Raw genomic sequence first — 21,157 nt, 5'->3', positions numbered from 1 at the left:
TGCCCCCATAATCGCGGCCCCTCCTTTCTCTTCAAACTTACTCATGGAACGCCGCCCCAAATCACCTACCTGGACCATCGAAGACAGCGCCGAACTTTACGGCATTCGTGAGTGGGGTCATGGCTACTTCGATATCTCTGCCAAAGGCGAGGTGGTGGTGAATCTCAAAGATGGCAAGAAGACCAAGCCTGTGTCTCTGGCCCAGATCGTCAAAGGTCTGCGTGATCGTGGCACGCAGCTTCCCGTGCTCATTCGTTTCGGCGATCTGCTGCGCTGGCGTATCGATGAACTGAACGAGGGCTTTGCCAGCTCCATCCGTGAGGCGAAGTATCAGGGTGCCTATCGCGGCGTCTATCCGATCAAGGTGAACCAGCAGCAGGAGGTGATCGACGAGATCACGAGCTATGGCCGCAAGTATCACTACGGTCTCGAAGCGGGCAGCAAGCCCGAGCTCATCGCCGCGCTGGCCTACATGCACGACCCGGAGGCCTACATCGTGTGCAATGGCTACAAGGATGAGGAGTTCATCGATCTGGCACTCAATGCACAGAAGATGGGCTTGCAGGTCATCATGGTGCTGGAGATGCCGAGCGAGCTGAAGCTGATCCTTGATCGCAGCAAGAAGATGGGCGTGCGGCCCACTCTGGGCGTGCGCTTCCGTCTCAGCGCGGAAAGCGCAGGCCACTGGTCCGGCTCCGGCGGTGATGCCAGCGTCTTTGGTCTGAACATCTCCCAGCTCATGCATGTGGTGGACACTCTGCGTGATGAAGGGATGCTCGATTGCCTGCGCATGTTGCATTATCACCAGGGCAGCCAGATCCCGAACATCCGTGCGATCCGTCAGGCTGTCACAGAAGCCACCCGCGTGTATTGCGGCCTCGTTCAAGAAGGCGCTCGCATGGGCATCCTGGATCTCGGCGGCGGCCTGGCCATCAGTTACGATGGCTTTAAAGGCGCGACCTCCGCCTCCAGCAACTACGGCACGAAGGAATACTGCGCCGACGTGATCGAGGCCATCAGCGAAGTCACTGCCGAAGCCGGCGTGCCTCATCCAGACATCATCACGGAGTCGGGCCGCGCCATCGTGGCCTACTACTCGGTGCTGGTGATCAACATCCTCGATGTGAACCGCTTTGAGCCAATGAACCGTCAGGTGGAACTCGCCAAAGACGCGCCCCCCATGGTGCGCCACCTCGCGGAACTACGCGACGAACGCAGCAAGGATCTCAGCAAGCTCTCCCGCGAACGCGTGCAGGAGATTTACAACGATGCCGTGTATTACCGCGACAAGCTGCGCAGCGAATTTAACTACGGCAAGATCAGCCTGCGAGAGCGCTCCATCGGCGAGGAGATGTACTGGGACATCATGACCTGGATCTCCAGCAAGCTCGAATCCGTGGGGCATGACGGCTCCCAGATGGAGCGCATGGAGTCGGTGATGACGGACTACTACTACGGGAACTTCAGCGTCTTCCAGAGCCTACCTGACCTTTGGGCCATCGACCAGATCTTCCCGGTGATGCCCATTCATCATCTCAAAGAGAAGCCCACGCGTAATGCGGTGCTCTCCGACATTACCTGCGACAGCGATGGCAAGATCGACAAATTTGCCCACAGCGGTGAGATCTGCGGCAGTCTGCCTTTGCACGATCCTGACTTCGAGTCCGGTGAGGACTACATGCTCGGCATCTTCCTCGTCGGCGCTTATCAGGAGACCCTCGGCGACCTGCACAATCTCCTCGGCGACACGAACGTCGTCAGCGTCTCCATCGAGAACGGCAAGCTCAAGTACCGCCGTGAGCAGGAAGGCGACAGCGTCTCCGAAGTGCTCAGCTATGTGGAATACGATCCCAAGGATCTCGCCACCCGCTTCCGCAACCTCGCCGAAAGCGCCGTCACCTCGAAGCGCATCACGCCCTCCGAACGCAAAGAGATCATGGGTGCCTATGAGGCGGGACTTCGCGGCTACACGTATTTTGAGACTTAGGCCCTGCTTTGGCTTAGCCTGAGTTTGTCTTCCCCATGCTCACGCCCCTTGATCTAAAACTCCTGCGCGATGTCGGGCGCATGAAGGGGCAGGTGATGGCGGTGGCGCTTGTCATGGCTTGTGGTCTGGCGATGATGATCATGACGCGCAGTCTGATCCTGACGCTGGAAGGCACGCGGGATGCCTATTATCAAAGTCATCGGATGGCGGATGTGTTTGGCTCGCTGAAGCGGGCACCTTTGTCGCTGAGGGAAAGGCTGGTGGAGATCCCTGGAGTGGCGGCGCTGGAAATGCGCGTGGTGAGGGATGCGGTGCTGGATCTGCCAGGTGTGCTGGAGCCATGCACGGGGCATCTGGTGTCTTTGCCGGAGGATGGCAGCGCGCCTTTGCTGAATCAGGTCTTCCTGCGACGCGGGCGGATGCCACGGCAGGATGCTCGGCGCGAGACGGTGGTGAGCGAGGCTTTCGCGGAGGCAAATCATCTCATGCTCGGCGACTCGGTGCAGGCCATCATCAATGGTCGGCGAGATCAATTGATGATCACGGGCATCGGGCTTTCGCCTGAGTTTGTCTTTGAAGCGCGTGCCGGGGAGACTCTGCCGGACAACAAGCGCTTCGGGGTCTTTTGGATGAACTACCGCGCGCTGGCGGCGGCCTACAACATGGACGGTGCCTTCAATGATTTCTGCATCGATCTATCTCCCGGAGCGGAGGCTGGAACGGTGATTGATGAGATGGATCGGCTGCTGGCGACTTACGGTGCCACTGGCGGCTACACGCGCAAAGATCACGGCAGCGCGCAACGTCTGGAAGATGAGCTGGAGGTGCTGCATGCCTTATCGGTGGCCTATCCCATCGTGTTTCTCAGTGTGGCGGCCTTCATGGTGAATGCTGTGCTCGCACGATTGGTTCGGCTCCAGCGGGAGCAGATCGCGCAGATGAAGGCATTGGGTTACTCGTCCTGGCAGGTGGGGCGGCATTACCTGGGCTTTGCTTTTGTGATCGTGGTGCTCGGTTCGATCCTCGGCGGGCTGGCGGGGCGCTTCATGGGCAGCGGGCTGCTAAATTTATACCGGCTGTTCTTCCGTTTCCCGACACTGGAGTTCAAGATGGATTACTCGGCGTTGGCGCTGGCACTGGTGGTGAGCACGGTGGCATCTCTGATCGGCGTGCTAAGCGTGGTCTGGATGGCGGTGAAGCTGCCGCCTGCCGAGGCGATGCGACCTGAGCCGCCGACGAGCTTCAAGCCGAGTTTGCTGGAGCGTGCGGGCCTCACGGGCTGGATGTCTCCAGTGATGCGCATGGCGTTAAGAAACATCGAGCGGCGTCCCTGGCAGTCTGCCTTCACTGTCGCAGGTCTTTCTTTGGCCACGGGCCTCATGGTGCTGCCGGGAAGTATGGAGGACAGCATCGACTACTTGCTGACCTATCAGTGGAATGATTCACAGCGGCAGGACGTGATCGCTTTTCTCGTGGAGCCGGGATCAGCGGAGTCTCTTCATGATCTGGAGCATCTGCCGGGGGTGTTGTTTGCGGAGCCGATCCGCGTGGTGCAGGCACGCTTTCATCATGCGCAAAGAGAGCGGCGGCTTTCGATCACGGGTCTGCCGAAGGGAAGCATCCTGAACCGCCTGCTGGATGGGAAGGGGCGGCGGATCGAACTGCCGGATGAGGGGCTCGTCATGTCCCAGGCTCTGGCAGAGAAACTCGGGATCAGGGTAGGGGAGTCGGTGCAGGTGGCGGTGCTGGAGGGGCAGCGCCCGCATCTTCAGTTGCCAGTGCGTGGACTCATCGAAGACTTCGCAGGCGTGTCCGCCTTCATGGAAATCGATGCACTGCGCCGTGCAATGAAAGAGGGGGCGACAGTGAGCGGTGCGTACCTCACGGTGGATGACACGAAGTGGGATGCCTTCATGAAGAAGATCAAAAGCACTCCCCGGCTCGCTGCCACCATTGTGAAAAAGGACCAACTTCGAGCCTTCCGAACCACGACGGGGGAAAGCATCGGCATCCTGCGGCGGCTTTACCTCACGCTGGCAGTCATCGTGGCGTTCGGCGTGGTCTATAACAGTGCGCGCATCGCTCTGAGCGAACGCGGGCGTGATTTGGCGACACTCCGAGTCGTGGGCTTTACCCAGCGGGAGGTGGCCGGGGTGTTGCTGGGCGAACTGACTCTGCTGCTACTCATCGCACTGCCGGTGGGGTTGCTCTTTGGCCGGGGACTGGTGACTTGGATTATCACCAAGGTGCGCACGGACACGGTTCGACTGCCGTTGGTGATCAGTGATGCGACCTACGCCACCGCTGTTCTTGTCGTCATTGGGGCCGCGGTTGCTTGTTTTGCACTCGTGGCCCGGATGCTGCGTAAATTGGACATGGTCGGGGTGCTCAAAGCCCGCGATTGAGGGGGATAAAGGCGCTTTCAATTATGAAAATTATAAATTACAGCGAAAGGTTTACTTGTCGAAACCCGCCCAGTGAGCGAAATTCAACATTACTTAGGTTTTCTTTCCCCCAGTCCAATGAACCCAGAGATCATCCAATTTTCGTGTGGTGCATGCCAGCATGTACTCACCGTGCCCGCCCACATGGCGGGGATCAGTGGGCCATGCCCGGTCTGTGGGAATACCATCACCTCACCCTCTGCTCCTGCCCCGGCAGCCTCCGCATTCTTTGCGCCGCCAGCTTTTGTCCCTGGAGCGGCTCAGCCAGCGCCGCAGCAGCCATCATTGCCACGCTCCCCTGATTTTTCAGGTCAGATGCCCATGGCTTCCATGATGCAGCCTTCGGGAATGCCCAGCAGCCAGCCGCAGGCGCCTGCTTGGCAGACGCCCGGTCTCGGACAGACAATCCTTGAGTCGGCCATTCCTACTCAGCCACAGGTCATGATGCCGCAGGCTCCTGCCTCAATGCCCATGCAGGCGGAGAGTTTCCTCCCCCAGCGTCGAGGGAATGGGCAGATTCCGTTTTCTGGACCAATTAGCGTTGGACTGAGTGCCCCCGCACAGCCAGCGCAACCGATGTGGGCTGGTGGTTTTCCGACCGCACCTGCGCCGATGGGAGAAATGTCACCCCTCGTTCCCCGCCAGGGTGCAGGGGCCAGTGGCCACAGTTCGCTCATTCCGGGCGCACCCACGCTGCCGATGTTGGGGGGGGAAGCAGCTCAATTGGGTGGTTCCTTGATGGCCCGAGGGCTCCCCTCTGCTCCCCACAACCCAATGGCAACTGCCCAGGCTTCACCATCCCCTGCGACAACTGGCTTTGTGATGCCTTCAAGTTCACTTGGTGGGGCTTCCACCCCCTCCCGCCCGATGCGCAAGCCGAAGCGCGCCACGAATATTTTCATGATCGGCCTCGCGCTTCTTTTCCTTAGCGGCTTCCTGGTGGCTGCGGGCTGGCTTTTCCGTGAACCCGTCATGCAGTTGGTGGCGAAGTTCACTGAGGCCTCCCCCGAAGTGGTGCCTGTGCCTGAGGTGATCACCGAATTGAAAGAACCCCCAGTGGTTGTTGAAAAGAAAGAGGTCGAGCCGTCGAAAGCCGTGCCAGCTTCAGACTCCAAGCAAGTCGTCCAAAGTCCGCCTTCTGCACCCTTGCCTGAAAACCCTGTTCCGGGTGATTCGGTTCCGCTTCGTCCGGCAGAGATGCCCATGCCGACTGGCTCTGGAGACGTGGTAGAGGTGCGGAAGCCTTCTCCCCAGGCTCCTGGGCCACTGACACCCATCCCTGCGCCAAATCCTCCCACAACCAGTCCGCTGGTGGAAGTGCCGCCGAAACCAGACGGTAAAATGGTAGACGCTTCACCTCATGCCGCTGGTGGGAGCACCGCTGCAACATCGATCCGTCTGGATGACGTGACAGAAGAGGCGAAGCCTGCGGCCGAGGCGCTGAAAAAATTTCTTCAGGCCGGCAACCTGCAGGAGCGACTCAAATACACATTAGCTGCTGATCTCATGCGCCCGATCATGGAACGCTATTATAGCAACAATCCTGATGGCCCCATCTTGGTCGATGCCCTGGCTCTTGTGCGCTATGATCCCAAGCCCCAGATTGGCGGTGGAGCTCATGCTGTCTTCGGCATGGAGAGCAAAGTGTGGGAGTTTCCTGTTCCCGTCATGCTCGAGATGAGTGGCGGTAATTCCAAAGTGGACTGGCTGTGTTTCGTCGAGTTTAAGGATCGTCTGCTGGAGAAATTCCTTCAGGGGTATCAAGAGGGTGCCGCTCGTTTCCACGTCGGCATGACGCGCATTCATTACTTTGAAGACAAGGTTCCCAACGCCTCCAATAACAAGGATGCATTCCGCATCAGCCCAGCCCCCCCGAACCCCTTCTCCAGCGTCGTGTTTGTGGATCGCGAATCCGACCTCGGGCGCGAGCTTCGTGACAAGATCCCCTGGGGTGCCCAAGTCTGGGCCATCGCCGAGCTGGAGTGGGCCAAACTCGGTTCGCAAAGCTGGGTGAACCTTTCTGCAGTGCCGCAACTCAACTGGTACTCCGTCCCTTCGGCTCCGAAAGCGCAACGTGGTTCACCTATCGAGACAGCACCTGTTGCGGATGATGCACAGGTGCCCACCGAAACTCAAAAAGCGGTGCCGGTGGGTCGCTGAAATAGTGGTGTGAAGCTCCACAGCGTGGCTGCACCAAAGCATTGGATGGATGGGTGCCTTCTCAGTCATCGGGTGCTGGCCTCGTTGAGAACACGTTGAGCGCTTTTGATGTGATCCAAAGGCGCAAGCCAACCCCGGCTCGAATGAACCGGATTCACAGGCCGCCGGTTGCCTTACGGAACTCCAGGACCGGCCATGATCTCGACAAGACCCGTGAAGCTGGGAGCCGTGCTCACTGTGGTAGGCGGAATGGCTCCCGGATCAGGAAGTTGCTTCAGGGTGAAGTAACCACGGCCAATCTGACTGCCATCCGACCGTTGGATGAACATGCCCAGAAAGCTCGATGAGCGTGGCAGGCTGCTTGATGGATTGAGCGGATTCGTGTCGCTGAGAAGAAAAGATCCGCTGAACTCCGAAGTGGCAGGTTTGACGGTCACGGTGACTTTCGCGGGATTCTCGACCCCCGATTTCATGTTGGTGGTTCCGCCTGCGCGGATTCGGAAGACCGTGTTGGGGGGCGTTTCGCTACCTTCCACATTGGCGTTCATGAAGCTGATCATCGCGTTGTCGTCTCCGTCGGTCAGCCCCATGACAATATTGGTGGGCGCAGTCACGACGGCTCTGCCTCCTTCGAACATCAGGCCCACTGGACCGATGCCGTTGCGGTAGATGGTTTCGCTGGCGGAGGTTTGTGCGGGCTTGAAGAGTGTGGATAGCGCATAGGCTTCGACAAACACAGGATCTCCAGCAGGCGCATCCGGCTCAGCACCTAGACGCTGAACGGCCAGGACACTGCCAAGTCGGGCATACAGGCCCTGATAGACGATGAATTCACCACGCGGTCCGAGGAGGCTGCTGCAGACAAAGGCTGTGCCGTCTGGCAGGCGGCCTTTGATCTCGAACGGAGCACCATTCAGAGGCACGGTGCAGGTGGCGAAACCTGCGCCACCAGGGCTGAAGTCAGAAAAACCGGAATCGGTCCCCAGGGCAAAGGTGTAGTTGCCTGCATAGGCGGTGGCCGGTGTTCCGACTGACCAGACCTGCTTCCAAGCCTGCATCGGTGCTGGGGCGAGGAGCATGGCCGAAACATCGACCTGGCCCATGATCATGTCGGGATTGAGTGGATCGAGGGAGAAGGTAAGTAAGAGCGGCGGCTTGCCGGTTCGCTGGATGAGCGCATCTGCCATGATGCCTGCACCTTCCTGTTGGATGAGCTTGCCGGTGAATCCGTGGGCGGTGCCGCCATAGGTCAGCTTGCCGGAGAAACCGCCCGTGGGCAGGGTGGTGATCTCCATCAGGCCGCCAAGTTCGGCATCTGACCATGGGGGCAGGAATTCTGGCGGGATATCAGAGATCTGCTGTCCAAGGTTTCTGTCCACATAGCCATGGAATGTCCCGATGATGCTGGCGGGCAGGGGATCAATGGTGATCGTCGTGTTCACGCTGTCGGAACCGCCAGCGTTGGTGGCTGTGACGGTGATGGCACGGTTGGTAACTGCCGCCGAGGGAGATCCGGAAATGAGGCCGGTCACCACATCAATGCTCAGACCAGCAGGCAGATTGGTGGCACTGAAGCTGGCAGGCCGACGGTAGGATTCTGGCTGGAACTCGACTTGATAGCCGAAAGGCAACGCCACGGCTCCCGTGAGGGCAGGCAAGGCGATCAATGCGGGCTTTTCGCTGACGATGATCAGATGTTGCAGCGGGCTGGGCAGCTCAAGGCCAGGCATGAAAATGTCCGAGCTTGGCTGAGTGACGACGCAGACATAGTCTCCTTCATCATCAATCGTGGTGTTGTTGATCACCAGGGTCTTCGTCGTGCTGCCCGTGATGTGGGCGTCATCAGAGATCGGCGTCCCAGTCAGTGCACGAATCCATTGGTAGGTGACGGAGCCAGCCGGTGCGTTGATGTTCAGACTCAGGCTGGCATTGCTGCCTGCCGCCAATGGGAAGAAGCGCTCGTTGCTGTCCATGACTGCGACATTCGCTTTCGCCGAAATGACGCTGCCGACACGGTTGGTGACGACCACATCATACCGCCCACCATCGCTGAGTTTGGCGATATCAACGCTCAACATCTGCTGGATGGCTCCCGGGATGTCCACGCCATCGCGACGCCACTGGAAGCTGAATGGATCGGAACCTTCGACTTCGACATCCAGGCTGAAAGGATTGTTGGTGCTCACCAATTGGTGGGAGGGATCACGGTTGATCTGCACTGCGGTGTCATCATCCATGATCGCAATCGCCTGCCGGCTGCTGAAGAGATTGTAGCCAGGACCGTCGGCGAGCTTGAGATAAAAGACCTCATCCACTTCGTCCAGATTGTCCTGCGTGATCACGAGATTGACATAGGCTTCGGTTGCTCCCGGTTCAAAGACAACGGAAGTGGCAGAGATCGTAAAGTCGGCTGCTGATGTCGTGCGGTGCTGGATGCTCAGAGGGATGGTGCGCCGGCTGCTCTGCGGCTGGCTCATGTTCACGGTAATGGGCATGACCATGCCAGCTTCGGACTCAGAGAAGCTGAAGAAGCCTCCGCTGGTGAAGCCGATGGTCAGGGGTTCTTCTGACTCAGGATTGCGTGCAAACATCAGACGCCCGGAAATCGTTTGGGCGTTGGCTGTTGTCACGGGCGGATCAGTATCCGTGGTGGGCAATTGAGGAATGGTGAACAGGCCGCTGCCCATGGACATCCCGGGGCCACCGGCAAGAATGGAGTTGTTGACGATGATGCCATAGTACCGGGCGCTGCGTGAGAAGTAGCCCTGCGGGCGGATGAGCCTGCCGGTCACATCGTTATAAAGTGGTGGGCGGTTGGGATCCTCATCCAGCTTGGTGAAAGCGCCATTGAACTCCCCGGTGGCGGCGTTCAGCGTGAAGGTGAGTTTCATTGGGTTGTTCACGTCGGTCGGGACGGTCGGCTTGCCCGTCGAAGGGATGGTCAGATCCTGACTTGGAAACTCGGTGCTGGCCGTGCTGGAGTAAAACTGCAGTTCCGCGTTCAGGGCCACGTCTGGGAGATCCATCACGATGGCACCGGCTTCGGGGGGGGGGTACAGGCCACCATCCACCATGAAATACACGGTGGGGAAACCCACGCGGTAGAGCTTGTCCTTGGCATCTGTCTGAGAGGGCTTGTTCCAGGAGCAGCGCAGACCTTCGGGGCTTGTCTCGAAGGTTGATTGGATGAGGGTGACGGTGGGCGGAATTGGATCCAGTCCAGGCGGGTTGCCGCTGCTACCATCATCGACCTGAAGATTCACCTGGATGGCGCCATGCAGGCTGCCGGGGTTTTTAAACAATGGCTGGTAGAGCAAAACCTGCCCATCTGGACCGAGGAAGGTATTGCAGATGAATGTCGTGCCATCGGGCATCATCCCGGTGACATTGAAAGTTCCCGAGGCAATCGAAACGAAGGTGCCGAATCCTGTCCCTTCAGGCGTGAAATAGGGATCACCAGAACCATCGCTGGCCAGGGTGAAGTTGTAACGTCCGAGGTAGGCGGTGGCGGGCGTGGCCTGGCTCCAGGCATTGCGCCAGCCCCAGACAGAGGCAAAGGTTCCGATGGTTGGGTTCGGGTCAAAAGGATCGGGTTCGAGAGTGGCATCCTGATCACCGAGCGTGCCGCTGAAGGTTTGCGTATCGAGATCAAAAACCACCTGCAAATGCAGCGGTGGCAGTCCGCTCGCTGTTTGGGCGACGGTGGTCTTGCCGCTGAGGATGCCTGTGTCATCAAAGTTGAGTTGGCCACTGAAGGGCAGTGTGCTGCCATTGAGCAGCTTGCCACTGAAGCCACCCGTGGCCGTTGTCTGAAGCTCGATGCGTGCTCCCATCTCCGCGCGCGGCCAGGGAGTGGATTCAAACATCGGATCCATCAAGGTCACTCGATCCACCAAACCGTGGAAAGTCCCCAGGGCTGCGGCAGGGAAGGGAAGTACGGTCAGCAGGCTTTGCACGCTCGTGCTGCCGAGAAGGTTCGTTGCCGTGATGGTGACGGTCACGTTCGTGACCGCAGTCGTCGGGATGCCGCTGATGATGCCCGTATTGGGGTCGATGCTCAGTCCTGCGGGCAGACCCGTCGCGCTGAAACTACCTGGAGCCGCCTCGAAATCGGTATCAAACAGCGTCTCAAAAAAGTAAGGCCGCAGGATCTGCCCTTCGGGAAGTTCCACATCCGCCAGACTTGGCTTCACACTCGGCAGACGCAGGCGGAATTCACCCGAACTCAACTCCAGGAATGAAGAGGTTTGTTGGACGACGCAGACGTAGTCTCCGATGTCCGCAGCCGAAAGGTTGCGGATCGTCAGTGTCGGCGTCGTCGCACCCGTGATGCGGGATGTTCCCCCGGTGTCGTTTTCCACGGTGCTGCCCGAGAGCATCCACTGATAGGTCAGCGATCCTGGCGGTCCGGCGACATTCGCCGTGAGCACGGCCTGATTTCCTGGCGCCAGCGAGACGAGTCTTACGCCCGTGTCCACCACGGCCAGTTCGGCAGCGCCAGAGAATGGGGCGGCAATGGCGTTGGACACCTTGACCCGATATAGGCCGGCCTGGCTAAGCTGCACATTCGTGAATGCCAGCGGATTGCTCGTGGCTCCTGAAATATCGGTGCTGTTGCGTTGCCACTGGAATTGCAGGTCGCTGCCTTGCGCTTCGACTCGGAAGCCGCCCACGCCCCCCAGAGCGAGCATTTGTGATTGCGGATCTCCGGTGATTTCGACGGGGTAATCATCATCGGTTAGGGTCACTTCGCAAACAGCGGAATCACTTAAATCAAAGCCAGCACCATCATCCACCCGAAGATAAAAGATCTCATCTTCTTCATCGAGCCCATCATCCTTCACGGGAACTTGTACAATGGCGTGATCGGAGCCTGCGGGGATGCTTATCTTGATCGAAGTGGCGCTGAGGTCCGCCGCTGTGGCCGTGCCTGGCGCCACAGAGATGGTGAATGTGCGTGTCTCAGTAAGGGGCTCAGTGGTGAAGATGGACAGTATGGCTGGCTCCCCTTCAGTGACGTAGAGTGAAGCGGTATCAAAGCCGATGTAGAGCGGCGGCGGTGCCTCTGGGTTTTGCGCAAGGCTCACCGTGCCGCCGGTCAGCGGTGAGGTGGTCAACGTGGTCGGTGGTACGGTGGAGGGGTCCGGGTTCGTCGGGGTGATATAGAAGCCAGAGGTTGTCGCGGTGATGCCGTCATCCACGATGATCCCCTCGAACTTCACTTTCCGGGTGAGCTTCTTGTAAACAGGGTTGCCATCCTTGTCCGTGCCCGTTTGCTGATTGTAATCATTGTCCACCAGCGTGAACCCGCCGCTGATTTCACCCGTGGCAGGCTTCACCGTAAGGGTTGTCTTGGCCGGGTTGAAGGCGGCCACAGCCATCGTCAGCTTGTTCGCTGAAGTGAGCGTGAAGTAGGAGTTTGCGGGTGTTTCCGAATAGGCAGCCAGCCCCTCGAAAAGAATCGCGCCGTTCACATTCACGTCCAGCAGGCCAGCAGCGATGTCACCCGAGGCCGGTGCTACGTAGATGCCTCCGATCACAGAACAGTCGGTGATGAAGCCATCTTTGAAAAACCTTTCTGAAGCGGCCGTCTGCTGCGGTTTGAACCAACTCATCCCCACCTCTCCCACGCTCAGAGTTGGCAGGATGGCTTCAGCTGCAGGCGTCAGCCGCAGCATGCCGATAAGGCTGCCCATTTTGCCATAGGGCAGGGTTTGATAAATCAGCACCTGCCCGTCTGGACCGAGGAAAGTGACGGTCTTAAAAGCCGTGCCATCGGGCAGCTTCCCGCTGACCGTGAGATCTCCGTTCGCTGCGACGGTGAAGGTGCCGATGCCGTGGCCTGCTTCTCCGAGGCTGGTGGGTAGATAGAAATTGTAGCGTCCCAGGTAGTCCGTGGCTGGACGCGCGGTGTTATCCCAGACACGACGCCAAGCCGAGACGGAGGCCATTTCTCCATCTGGATGGGTGATCGTGCCGCCGACGGCATCGTTGGAGAAATCCAAATCCAGAGTCAGTGCTGGCAATGCACCGCGAGGGATCGTCGTCGAACTCGTTCCCGTTCCAATGCCCGTGCTTGTGATGAACCCGCTGAAACTGAGCGGAGTGCCGGTGGTGATGACCGTGCCATTGTAGCTGCCATTGGCGGCGACGGTGAGCTCGAATCGCGCGCCCAAATGGGCATTGCTCCAAAGCGGAGGATCGATCGTGCGGGTGACGAGCCCATGGTAGGTGCCCGTCGTACTCGGCTCTTGTGCCAAGGCACCATGGCCCCCGGTCAGGATCATCAGCAACATCCACACGGCATGGATGCAAAGACGGCGGGGGAGGGATTGGTTGTCCATTCCTTCTTCTAACATCGTGAAGACTAGGGGAATAGATCTTTTTTCTTAATTTATGGACGCGGGGCTCCTGCCATCCTGGCTGAGTGCTCGCTTTCCAAGCCGTGAGTTTGACACGCCGCAGGCTGCCGCTACCCTCGCCGCCCACATGCACCTCTACCGCACCAATCACGGCTTTTTCCTGCACACCGACTCCTGGTTCCGCCTGCCTGACACCGACTGGGATGCGCTCATCGCTCATGAAGACCTGCACGGTTACTTGAGCCAGGTGGCCAATGAGTTGACCGTGGTCCATGCCCCCACTCCAGGCAGCATCCTCGCCCCCATCGGCACGCAGGAAGTCTGGGCCGCAGGCGTCACCTACTTCCGCAGTCGCACCGCCCGCATGGAGGAGAGCAAAGAAGCTGGTGGCGGCAGCTTTTACGACCGCGTCTATGCCGCCGAGCGCCCCGAGATCTTCTTTAAAGCCACCCCGCAGCGTGTGGCCCATCCCGGCCAGCCCATGCATCTGCGAAGCGACTCGAAATGGATGGTGCCGGAGCCCGAGCTCACCCTCGTCATCAATCCACATGGCGAAATCATCGGCTACACCGCCGGCAACGACCTCTCCTGCCGCGACATCGAAGGCGAGAATCCACTCTATCTGCCGCAGGCCAAGTGCTTCAAACTCTGCGCCGCACTCGGTCCCTGCCTGCTTATCACGAAAGAGGCGATTTCAAGCGAGACGAAGATCACTGTTGCCATTACACGCGCAGGGGCCGTCGTTTTCGCTGGTGAAACCACACTCGCCCAGCTCAAACGCACTCCGGAGGAACTCGCGGAATTCCTTTACCGCGACAACACTTTCCCCACAGGTGCCTTTCTCATGACCGGCACTGGCATAGTCCCCGGCGATGAATTCACTCTCAAGTCAGGTGACGAAGTCGCCATCGAGATCAGTGGCATTGGGACTCTGGTTAATCCAATGGCGTAGCCGACGGGTTGGAGTGGGTGACTAAAAATCCGCTTCCTTGTTTCGAGTTTAATTTCGTGAGTTCATCCACCCATGCGACGACGGCACCTTATATCTCCAAGGAAATCATGGCCGGTTAACGCGATTTCCGGCGGGATCGATCACTTTGACGCTCACGAACATGATCATGTTCTTCATCCGGCGCTGCTTCACTTTACTCTGAAATAGCTTACCCACGACAGGCAGATTGCCGATTAGCGGCACACGGTCATCAATCATGATGGTATTGTCGGTGATGAGTCCACCGAGAACGACAGTGGCACCGTCATAGACCTTCACTGCCGTGTTGATCTTTTTGGTGGAGAAGATGGGCTGAAGGATAGTGTTCGGGGTTAAGGCAATATCTGTGGCAGTAATTGAACCGTCTGGATTGGTCGTTTGCTGAACACTATTGATGGGGCTGCCGTAATTGACGAATCCCACAAATTCCGTGAATTCAGGTGTGATCGTGAGATCGACAGAGCGTGCATCTTCTGAGATCACAGGCTCCACATCCAAGACCATTCCTATACGGCGTGTCTCGAAGGCAGTTGGAGTCGTGGGGGTGACTGGAATTGGTGGAAGGCTGGTTGGCCCTACGACAACCGCATTGTTGTTCGTGCTACCTACATTCGTGGGGATTTGCGGTGGATCAAATTCGGTCGGGTAAATGAATTCTCGAATGATCTCAATAGATGCCTTTTGTCCACCTTTGGTCACGACAGAAGGCTTGGAGATGAGGTCCACACCCGTTTTTTGATCCAATCCCCGCCATACCACATTAAACTGAGGCTCAGTTAAGACTCCTGCCAGTGAGAAGATGCCCGGAGAACGGGACGAAGTATTACTCACAGCGCCATAAAGCACGTCTTCTATGGTAAGAGTGGAGTTGAGGTCTGGTGAGCTTCTCAGTCCTGCGGTTACGGGTCCGAGTTCATTGTTGTTGAGTCCGTTGAAGCTTGGGAACTCATCGTTGGCAAAAGTTGATGACTGCTGGTTGCCAGGAGTACCACCACCGGTAGAGATTTTTCCGCCGAACCCTCCGAGTAACCAATCGAAACCCATCTCGTCGAGTTTCGTGTTGTTGATCTCCATTATTTTGACTTCGATAACTGCCATCCTTGGGGAGGTGCTGAGAGCCTGATCGACCACAGAATCTACGGACGCCAAGTTCGCGGCAGTGTTGCGAACCATGAGCATGCTGGTGACGGGATTGTAACTGGCACCACTACCCTCTGGGAATGTGACCCCTCGTGATTCTAAAAACTCTTTGACCCCCATGCGGCGGATCAATCCCGTAGTGGTCGCGGCAGCATCAGGCTTGCCAAATGGGTCGGATGGTGTTGAAGCCGGGTCAACTGCTGCCGTGGTGATGAAATCTGGAGGCACCCGGTAGGTTTTTGAAATCAGAGAAGTGTTTGTGTCTGTCAGAGATATGATGCGGATTGCAAACTCCTCAATCCGGTAGGTTACGCCTGCCACCTCTGTGGCATAACGCAGCACTTCCTCGACTGGAACATCAATCAAGTTGAGGGAAATCGAACGTCTTGGAGTGTCTGAAGGCAGACTGATGACGAAATCCAAACCTTTGTGATCTGGATCCACATCTCTGGAGCGTACTCTGAGATACTCGATCACTTCCTCCAATGTAGCGCCGGTAAAGTCTATACGTTGAATTTTCAGCTCCCGCAATTTTGCCACCAGACTGTCCCGGCCTGTTTTCGCTGACATACCATCAGTATTTCCAATGGAGTTTTCAGCCAATGCTTTCAGTTCATTCAGGTTAAGGCCGGGTTTGGTTTCCCACAATTCATTGACTCTGTTGAGCATGCGAGAGCGTTGGTGATCCTTGGCTGTTTCCAAATAACGCGCACGCTCCGCTTCGATCTGCTCCATACCACGCCGGGCTGCGGTGTTGGCGGGATCGATGTGAATTACTTCCTCATAAGTCCCAAGCGCGAGGTCATACATGCCAGTTTCATGCTGTGATGCCGCCAAAATGAGAAGTCTCTGCACTTCACCAACATTCTTGATATGTTTTGGTGTCAAGGCAGGCGGAAAGCGATCTGGGTCAGCTATTTTTTTCCGAAGCGCTTGGGTTTCTGGGTCACCTTTCGACACGGTACTTTCATCCAATGCGTCGAGAATCTTGGTCGCTGCTGGATAATCCCCAGAATTCGCCAGTTCTCTCGCCCGGATAATACCTGCCCGCAGGTATCCCTCCTGAGCGACTGCCCGCAGGCTCTTTGTAACCGGTAGATCAGGAATTTCATTGTAAGCTTCCTGATAAAGAACAAGAGATTCGGCGGATTGATTTTTTCGAAGCAACTTGTCTGCTATCTCAAGCTTCCTCTCCGATTCCCCCAATTTATGGATCCGGCTTTGAATCTCCCTCTCGGCGATGCTTACGGTTTCAGAATCTGCACCCAGAGTTAGGAGTGCAGGTGAAACTAAAACAAAGACAATAAATAACTTACGCTTAATGCGGGAGTAATTGGAGGACTGGGCGAGCGGGTAAATCATTGAAAACATTTTCAAATGCCAAACAAGTCCGCTGATTTATCAGTTTTCATCAGGTAGCCCAAGCTTTTCTTTTGCCCTTTTTCCTTTAAAGGCATCTTTGGAAACCTCATTTCACCAGGAGTGACTTTCGTTGGGCGCAATCATGTTCCAAGATAGAAGCCATGAAATGCCGTCGGAAAACCGAACGGGGAGGAGGATCCTTCAGCACCATGGAGCACGAACAGTCCGTTGCGGCCAAGGACAGCGGCATCTCGAATCTGCACTTATCGCTTATATCAGCCACTCTCGCAGCAACTCCATGTCTTCCACACGGCAAGCTCAAGCAGGCTGCGGGCTAGAATCAGCGATTCCTAGGTTGACGCCAGACGCTTCAGGTTGATTAACTACCAGACTTTTCTCTGTGATGTTTTTATCCTCGCTCTCCGTCGTTAGCGGCCTGCAATTTGGCCTGGATCACATCACGCCTTTCGCGTGGGGTATCCTGATTTTGCTGGCCATTCTTTCCACGCTCAGTTGGTCGGCTTTGCTGATCAAATGGCACCTGCTGAGGCGCACGGAGCGGGCCAACCGGCGCTTTCTGAGCGGGTTTCATGATAGTCCGCACCCGCTGGCCATCTATCTGACAAAGGAGCAGGTGGAGTTCTCACCGCTGTTTTTTCTCTACAATGCGGCCTGCCGTGAGCTGGCGTTTCATCTGGTGGGAGAGGAGGAGCCGGGGAGGAGTTTTTCGGCCCGGCTTCAGGGGGCGGGACGCATCACGCCGAGTCAGATGGGCTCGGTACACAATGCTTTGGAGCGCTCGGTGAGCAGTGCGGCGCTGAAACTGGAGCTGAGATTGAACCTGGTGGCCACGGTGATCACGCTGGCTCCGTTGCTGGGTATCCTGGGAACGGTGGTGGGCTTGCTGGATGTGTTCGCTGCACTGGATCTGGATGCGAAGGCTGCGCTGGCACCAGGTATCAGTTCGGCGCTGATGACGACGATTGCGGCACTGTTGGTGGTGGTGCCCAGTGTGGCGGGTTACAATGGCATCGTAAACCGCATCCGCGGTCATATCGTCAGGATGGACAATTTTGCTTCGGAACTCAGCGGTCTGTTTGACCGGCAGTTTGTGGACCATCGGAAGCTGGAGGAGGGGCTTCCGAGTTTAGGCACGCTGGGTGCTCCTGCGATGCCCATGCCCAGTGCCTCTCCGCGCAGTCCTGCCCGCTTATGAAGAGAGTCTTCAGCCGTCAACTGCCAGGCCTCCTCGCCGAGGTGCAGATCACTTCGCTGTTGGATCTGATGCTGATGCTCCTGCTGGCGGTGCTTGTGCTCGTGCCGGTGTTGCGTGGAGAGCGCCATGGCGACACGCCATCCGCCGTCAGGCAAAGTCCAAAAAGGACTCTGGAACTCGTGGTGGCTGCGGACCTGAAACTGACTCTTGCCGGCAAAGGTGTGCTGGACACGGAACTTATCGGCGAACTCAAGGCGCGTCTGGCAGACGAGCCGAACCTGGGGGTTCTGGTGCGCGTCCCGCCCGAACTTAAAACTCCAGCTTTGCTACAAATCATGGAGGCTCTCCGCTCCTCCAATGTTCGCCACACAGCGGTGACGACTGAGCCGATGACACAACCGTAGCAACTGCATGTCCGCCTCACCCACCCGCCGCCCACCTCTCGAACCGTTTATTCCAGCGGTGGTGGGGATCGGGCTCGTGCATGTGCTTCTGGTCATGTGTGTTTGGATTGTGTACCCGTTTCTGCCGCTGAGAGCGAAATCAGCACCAACAGCTTCGACTTATGCATGGCACTCACCAGAGGATTATCTAAGCCCGCCGAAGTCCGCAGGGGTAAAGTCGGAGCCTGCCGTGGCAGGGGCTTTATCTCCCGCGCCTGGGCCCCGGCCGTCGCTTCCAACCTCGATGACAGAGAGTCTGGCGGGAATGACTTCGGCTCACACGTTGAACTCGGTGTCATCCTCGCCGACCCATATCCTAGGCCAGCCGAGCCAGGGAGCTTTGTCATTACTTCCTGCGGACACGCTTGCGGGCCTCGGCAACTCTTTGCTGACAACACAAAAGCCCGCTGCACCCTCGTCTCAAGGCGACCCAGCCACTCCAGAAACTGCATCGCCTGCTCCACCAGCAGGGCAGGGACGCGCCGCAAACAAGTACATTACGCTTTCTTTCATCCACGAAAGCAAGGCGGCTCTGCTGGCAAAGCCGACGCTTAACTTGCTGGACATCGCCAAACTCAATGAGGCGACCCAGGTGGGTCAGCCCCGCGCCGGTTCTGGACTCGATGAGGTTGAGAACGCGCTTCAGCAGGCGCTTCTGCGTGAGTGGGAGCCGCCGCCGCTGGACACGGTGCCGCACTCGCAGCGCCGGGTGACCGTGAATTTGGTCATTCTGAGGGATGGCTTGGTGAAAGAGGTAGTCCTGCAAACGCCATCGGGTTCTAAAGCGCTCGATGCGTCTGTCCGTTCGGCGCTCGATCGTATTCCAAAGATTGCCAAGAGTCTTCCTTCAAGTTTCCCAAAAGAGAGCTACCCTCTGCGAGTGAATCTTCTGATTGAGTAGATGAACGTCGCACGCATTATCTCCCTCCTTTGGCTCCTTGTGCTGCATGTGCACGCAGCCGAGGCTCTTACGCTGCCCAGATGGCTGCCGTTTTGGAAATCTGATTCCGGGGCAAAAGCGCCTCTGACCACACCCAAGCGCATCCATGTCAGCGATTTCAGCGGGGGCACTGGCGGCAGTGCGCGGCAATCGCTCGTGGATGAACTCACGTCATCCCGTGACTTCATGCTGACGAGTGAAAAACCTGATTTCACAGTCACTGGCAGTTCCATCGGGGGACGTGTGAACGGCCGTCTGGCGGATGCGTCTGGGAAGGAACTCATGGCGCGCACCTACGCCGCTCCTGGATTGGATGAGAATGCGAAGGCGCTCGCTGATGACATCATCCTGGCCATCACGGGCAAGCCCGGACTCGCCACGAGCCGGATCGTTTTCGTCAGTGACAAGTCTGGCAGCAAGCAAGTTTATCTCTGTGATCCTGAGGGGCGTGAAGTGCTGCAAGTCACGCATCACAGCCATGGTGCCGTCTCGCCATCGCTGAGCGCGGATGGATCTGCCGTGGCCTACACAAGTTACCGCAACGGCTTCCCCATCGTCCAATGGCTCGATCTCGGCCAGGGATGGGAGCGCACCGTGACGGACACTCCTGGCACGAGCTTTGGAGCATCCTTTGCACCTGATGGGCAGCGGCTCGCGCTGGTCATGAGTTTCCTCGGCAATCCCGAAATTTTCGTCACCGACCTGAATTCAAACACAGCCGCGTGCATCAGCGACACGACTGGGGCACCCAGCAGCCCAGCCTGGCATCCCGATGGCAAGCAGGTGATCTTCTCCGATGATCGTGGCGACGGGCCGAAGCTCTACATCGCCGAAGTGCCTGAGACGAATGAGTCTGAAGCGAAGCTGGTGCGCTGGCGCACCGGATACCGCTTCTGCACTGACCCCGAGTTTTCCCCTGACGGGAAAAGCGTCGCCTTCACCACCCGCATCAGCGGTGCTCTGGCCGTGGTCGTGAAAGGCTGGCCCAATGGTCTCGCGCGTGTCATTCAGACCGGCGGTGCCGCGCACCCCTCCTGGAGTCCGAATGGACTGACGCTCTGTTATGCCCAGCACGGCACCTTGTATGTGCATCACCTGGTTTCAGGCCAGCGCCGCGCCATCCTGCAAAAGCATGGCCAGATCACCGAGCCACGCTGGATGAAATGAGCCCACTGATGCCATGAAGACTCTGACACGCCTCTCTTCTGCGCTGCTTCTGCTCGCCGCCCCCTCATGCAGCGTGATGTCCAAGCTGACGGGCCTTTCCTCCGGGCAGGAGCCCTCCGTCGTGTTTGCCCTCGGCACCCGTGATGGATTCCAGAGTCCCCTGCTGGGTGCCCTGAAGCCGGCATGTCCGGCCCTCGTCTTTGCGGATGAAGGCTACGCCATCACAGGAGGACACCGCAAGACGCTCTCCGCCCTCGCCGCCGAATGGAGTGTCAGCAAACCCAAGTATCTCATCGCAGGTTACGTCGCCCCAGGTCTGCCGGAGGACTTCGCACGTTCTCTGACCGAGCGCCGCGCCCAGGCCGTACGCCAGCAGTTGATCGAGAGCGGCATTGAGGCATCCCATCTTCAGACCGTGGGGTTCGGGTTCGACAGCTCCCCGAGTTCCCCGACCTCCAGTGTCGTGGTGATCTACCAGCAGTAGATCATTCGGTGATTTTCACGGGCGTGCCGACGGGGGCATTTTCATAAAAGATCTTTGCCATGTGCGTCGGCAGACGAATGCAGCCATGAGAGTCCGCATAGCCGGGCAGGTACCCCTCGTGCATGCCGACGGCTCCCTTCACACGCATGAACCAGTGCATTTTTGCTCCGTCAAACTTGGTGCCTGGCGGGCGCGGGTCCTTCCGGTTGTCGATCTGCGTCGCCACGATGTTGCCATGCGGGTCGATGTAGTCCCCATAAAGCGAGGAGAGATGATCATGATCCTTGTCCATCACCCGGAAGTTGCCTTTGGGAGTCGGAAACTGGTCACTGCCGGTACACACGGGAGACGCGCCCACGAGATTCTCGCCTTTGTAAAAATAGGCCATCTGTTCGCTGATCACGATGTGGATGCGCGCTTTGCCGGTGACGCCAGCACCATGCCAATAAGAGCCGTCTCCC

General features: G+C 57.9%; 13 protein-coding genes. 10 read left to right on the top strand and 3 right to left on the bottom strand.

All coding sequences use genetic code 11. The features are described from left to right. The first annotated feature begins 43 nt into the window (after positions 1-43). The 4 genes from speA (at position 44) to AC6FTP_RS04990 (ending at position 6,591) form a co-directional block, all read left to right on the top strand. Positions 44-1,987 (top strand): biosynthetic arginine decarboxylase, encoded by a 1,944-nt coding sequence (gene speA, locus AC6FTP_RS05005; protein WP_497205807.1) that lies wholly within the window; start codon positions 44-46, stop codon positions 1,985-1,987. A gap of 35 nt (positions 1,988-2,022) precedes the next feature. Further along, positions 2,023-4,392: an ABC transporter permease gene (locus AC6FTP_RS05000; RefSeq protein WP_497205806.1), complete on the top strand. Its 2,370-nt coding sequence runs from the start codon at positions 2,023-2,025 to the stop codon at positions 4,390-4,392. 152 nt (positions 4,393-4,544) lie between these two features. Next, entirely contained in the window at positions 4,545-4,733 is a 189-nt protein-coding gene (locus AC6FTP_RS04995) for a hypothetical protein (protein ID WP_497205805.1), read from the top strand. A 565-nt stretch (positions 4,734-5,298) separates the two neighbouring features. Further along, a complete protein-coding gene (locus tag AC6FTP_RS04990) occupies positions 5,299-6,591 on the top strand; it encodes a hypothetical protein (RefSeq protein ID WP_497205804.1) in 1,293 nt (430 codons plus the stop codon). 173 nt (positions 6,592-6,764) lie between these two features. Here AC6FTP_RS04990 and AC6FTP_RS04985 read toward each other — a convergent pair whose 3' ends face one another. Then, positions 6,765-12,950 carry an immunoglobulin domain-containing protein gene (locus AC6FTP_RS04985; RefSeq protein WP_497205803.1) on the bottom strand — a complete coding sequence of 2,062 codons (6,186 nt, stop codon included), beginning with the start codon at positions 12,948-12,950 and terminating at the stop codon, positions 6,765-6,767. A gap of 37 nt (positions 12,951-12,987) precedes the next feature. Here AC6FTP_RS04985 and AC6FTP_RS04980 point away from each other — a divergent pair, with 37 nt between their 5' ends. Continuing rightward, positions 12,988-13,905, top strand: coding sequence for a fumarylacetoacetate hydrolase family protein (locus tag AC6FTP_RS04980; RefSeq protein ID WP_497205802.1), 918 nt, complete (start codon positions 12,988-12,990; stop codon positions 13,903-13,905). Between the two features lie 105 nt (positions 13,906-14,010). On the opposite strand, the gene AC6FTP_RS04975 is transcribed toward AC6FTP_RS04980, so the two are convergent. Then, positions 14,011-16,446 (bottom strand): Amuc_1098 family type IV pilus outer membrane protein, encoded by a 2,436-nt coding sequence (locus AC6FTP_RS04975; protein ID WP_497205801.1) that lies wholly within the window; start codon positions 16,444-16,446, stop codon positions 14,011-14,013. Positions 16,447-16,849: 403 nt separating this feature from the next. Here AC6FTP_RS04975 and AC6FTP_RS04970 point away from each other — a divergent pair, with 403 nt between their 5' ends. Genes AC6FTP_RS04970 through AC6FTP_RS04950 form a run of 5 tightly spaced genes read left to right on the top strand, consistent with a single transcriptional unit; the run spans position 16,850 to position 20,696 of the window. Next, positions 16,850-17,662 carry a MotA/TolQ/ExbB proton channel family protein gene (locus AC6FTP_RS04970; RefSeq protein WP_497205800.1) on the top strand — a complete coding sequence of 271 codons (813 nt, stop codon included), beginning with the start codon at positions 16,850-16,852 and terminating at the stop codon, positions 17,660-17,662. Beyond that, positions 17,659-18,066, top strand: a complete 408-nt coding sequence (locus AC6FTP_RS04965; RefSeq protein WP_497205799.1) for an ExbD/TolR family protein — start codon at positions 17,659-17,661, stop codon at positions 18,064-18,066. The genes AC6FTP_RS04970 and AC6FTP_RS04965 overlap by 4 nt, the downstream gene beginning before the upstream one ends. A 7-nt stretch (positions 18,067-18,073) precedes the next feature. Then, the gene (locus tag AC6FTP_RS04960) at positions 18,074-19,006 is read left to right on the top strand and encodes a TonB C-terminal domain-containing protein (protein WP_497205798.1); all 933 of its coding nucleotides are present in this window, start codon (positions 18,074-18,076) and stop codon (positions 19,004-19,006) included. After that, positions 19,007-20,212: a hypothetical protein gene (locus tag AC6FTP_RS04955; RefSeq protein WP_497205797.1), complete on the top strand. Its 1,206-nt coding sequence runs from the start codon at positions 19,007-19,009 to the stop codon at positions 20,210-20,212. 13 nt (positions 20,213-20,225) lie between these two features. After that, positions 20,226-20,696 carry an OmpA family protein gene (locus AC6FTP_RS04950; RefSeq protein ID WP_497205796.1) on the top strand — a complete coding sequence of 157 codons (471 nt, stop codon included), beginning with the start codon at positions 20,226-20,228 and terminating at the stop codon, positions 20,694-20,696. 1 nt (position 20,697) lies between these two features. Here AC6FTP_RS04950 and AC6FTP_RS04945 read toward each other — a convergent pair. Beyond that, the coding region (locus tag AC6FTP_RS04945; RefSeq protein ID WP_497205795.1) for a L,D-transpeptidase at positions 20,698-21,157 on the bottom strand (460 nt) is incomplete at its 5' end.

The sequence above is a fragment of the Prosthecobacter sp. genome (assembly GCF_044378005.1).
Lineage (GTDB): Bacteria > Verrucomicrobiota > Verrucomicrobiia > Verrucomicrobiales > Verrucomicrobiaceae > Prosthecobacter.
The sequence above is the reverse complement of the archived record's forward strand: the minus strand, read 5'-3'. Positions and strand labels throughout refer to the sequence as shown.